A 2,804-nucleotide genomic window follows, 5' to 3' on the forward strand; every position below is an offset into this window, starting at 1 on the left:
GCGTCGCGCCCCCGTCAGTGCCCGCCGCCCAGATAGGCCGCGCGCACGGCCGGGTCGTTGCGGAGCTGCTGGGCCGGGCCCTGGAAGCGGATGCGGCCGTTCTCCAGCACGTAGGCGTGGTCGGCCACGCCCAGCGCCGCCATGGCGAACTGCTCGACCAGCAGCATCGTCACCTGCTCGGTCTTGAGCTGGCGGATGATCCGGAACACCTCCTCCACGAGCTTCGGGGCGAGCCCCATCGAGGGCTCGTCGAGGAGCAGGATCTCCGGGCGCAGCATCAGCGCGCGGCCCATGGCGAGCATCTGCTGCTCGCCGCCCGACAGCGTGCCGGCGAGCTGCGTGCGCCGCTCCTTCAGCCGCGGGAACAGCTCGAAGGCCCGGTCGCGGTCGGCGGCCACGTCGCCCTTCGGCCGCGAGCCGGTGAGCCGCGGGAAGGCGCCGAGCGTCAGGTTGTCCTCCACCGAGAGGGTCGGGAAGACCCGGCGCCCCTCGGGCGAGTGGGCGAGGCCGAAGCGGGCGACGTCGTAGCTCTCGAGCCCGCCGATCTCGCGCCCGTTGAGGCGGATCGAGCCGGCACGCGGCCGGATCATCCCTGAGAGCGCCCGCATCGTCGTGGTCTTGCCGGCCCCGTTCGAGCCGATCAGCGCCACGACCTGACCTTTCGGCACCGCGAAATCGAGGCCGTGCAGCACCTCGATCTGGCCGTAGCCGGCCGACAGACCCGAGACCTCAAGCATGGGTCGTCTCCTCGTCGGCGACCGGGCTGCCGAGATAGGCCTCGACGACCTTGGGATCCTGCTGCACCTCCCGCGCGCTGCCCTCGGCGATCTTGTGGCCGAAATCGAGCACGCTGACCCGGTCGCAGAGCCCCATCACCACGTCCATGTGATGCTCGATCAGGATCACGGTGATGCCGGCATCGCGGATCTTGCGGATGATCGCGGTCAGCTCCGCGATGTCGGGGGCGGTGAGGCCCGCCGCCGGCTCGTCGAGGAGGAGCAGCACCGGGTCGAGCGCGAGCGCGCGGCCGATCTCGAGGAGGCGCTGCTTGCCGTAGGGAAGGTTCCTCGCCTCCACCTGCGCGAGCGCGCCCAAGCCCACGAAGTCAAGGATCGACATGGCGCGGGCGCGCTGCTCGCGCTCCTCGCGCTTGCGCCGCGGCGTGCCGAGGATCGCGTCGAAGATGTTGCCGCGGAAGCTGTGATGGAGGCCCACCAGCACGTTCTCCAGGGCGGTCATCTCGCGGAAGAGCTGCACGTTCTGGAAGGTGCGGGCGACGCCGGAGGCCGCGATCTCGGAGGGCGTGCGCCCGTCGAGCCGCGTGCTCCCGTCGGCGCGGGCGAGCGTCACCGAGCCGGCGGTGGGTTTGTAGATGCCGGTGAGCACGTTCATCATCGTGCTCTTGCCCGAGCCGTTCGGGCCGATCAGCCCGTGGATCGTGCCCGGTCGCACCGTCAGGTCCACCCCGGCCAGCGCCTTCAGGCCGCCGAACTGCATCAGCGCCTGCTCGACCCGGAGGAGCGGGTCGGCGCCGCCGCGCCCGCTCTGGACGCTGAGCGCCGCCCCCGCGGCCTGCACGCTCTTGCCCTCGGCCGTGTGGGCCGGGCGGAGCGCCGGGATCTTCTCGCGGACGAAGCCGACGATGCCGTCCGGCAGGTAGTAGACCACGAACAGGATCATCAGGCCGAAGACCGTCAGGCGGAAATCCGTGACCGATTGCAGGGCGAGCGTCGCCGGGAAGAAGGCAAGGCAGAGCAGCACGGGCACGAGGATCGCGAAGCGGTTCTCCTGGCGGCGCAGGAAGGCCAGCGCGCCGACCACCAGGGCGACCGCCGCGATGAGGCCGGCCATGATCCGCACCAGCTCGATGTCGGCCAGGATGTTGGGCATCATCACGATGATGGCCGCGCCGATGATCGGGCCGGCGCGCGACTTGCGGCCGCCCATCGTGACTGCGAGCAGGAACAGCACCGTCAGCTCGAACCCGTAGGAGTTCGGCGCGACGTAGCGCTCGGACCACGCGAAGAGCGCGCCCGCGAGCCCGGCGAGCGCGGCCGAGATCACGAAGGCGTAGACCTTGTAGCGGTAGACCGAGACGCCCATGCAGTCGCAGGCGATCGGCGAATCGCGCAAAGCCTCGAAGGCGCGACCGAAGGGCGAGCGCACCACCCGGTTGACCACGAGGATCGTGCCGAGCAGCGCGATGCAGGTGAGATAGTAGAACTCGAGCTTGCGCCCGGCCGCGCCCCAGGGCGCCTGCATGCCGATGAGCGAGAAGTCGAGCACGCGGGCCGGCGGCAGGGTGATGCCCAGCGGGCCGTTGGTCAGCGGCGTCAGCTCGTTGATGAAGATCTGCACGATCGTGCCGAAGGCGAGCGTCACCATGGCGAGGTAGGGGCCGGTGACGCGCAGCGCCGGCACGGCGAGCAGCACGCCGAAGGCCGAGGTCACGCCGATGCCGGCGAGGATCCCCCACCACAGGCCGAGCTTGAAGTGCAGGAACAGCACCGCCGCCCCGTAGGCGCCGACGCCGAACAGGCCGGCATGGCCGAGGCTGACCTGACCCGTGTAGCCGACCACGATGTCGAGGCCGAGGATCAGGATCGCGTAGATCGCGATCACCACCACGAGGTGGATGTAGTACGAGCTGGTGACCACGTGCGGGAAGGCGGCGAGGAACGCCACCAGCAGGATCGTGCCGACGAGGCCCGCGTAGCGCGACAGGCCGGGGGCGGAGGCGGGCGCGGGCGCCGCGGCGGAGTTGGGGGCGAGGGTCTGCGCCATGGCGTCAGGCTGCCGTCAGG

Annotated in this window: 2 protein-coding genes; both read right to left on the reverse strand. The window is 70.8% G+C overall.

Going from position 1 to position 2,804, the window contains the following annotated elements:
* Positions 1 to 14: 14 nt before the first annotated feature.
* Positions 15 to 737, reverse strand: a complete 723-nt coding sequence (locus AX737_RS17635; RefSeq protein ID WP_066923719.1) for an ABC transporter ATP-binding protein — start codon at positions 735 to 737, stop codon at positions 15 to 17.
* Complete coding sequence (locus AX737_RS17640) at positions 730 to 2,784, reverse strand: branched-chain amino acid ABC transporter ATP-binding protein/permease (RefSeq protein ID WP_066923721.1); 2,055 nt, start codon at positions 2,782 to 2,784, stop codon at positions 730 to 732. The genes AX737_RS17635 and AX737_RS17640 overlap by 8 nt, the downstream gene beginning before the upstream one ends.
* Between the last annotated feature and the right edge of the window lie 20 nt (positions 2,785 to 2,804).

It is taken from the genome of Methylobacterium sp. CCH5-D2 (assembly GCF_001556475.1).
Classification (GTDB): Bacteria; Pseudomonadota; Alphaproteobacteria; order Rhizobiales; family Beijerinckiaceae; genus Methylobacterium; species Methylobacterium hispanicum.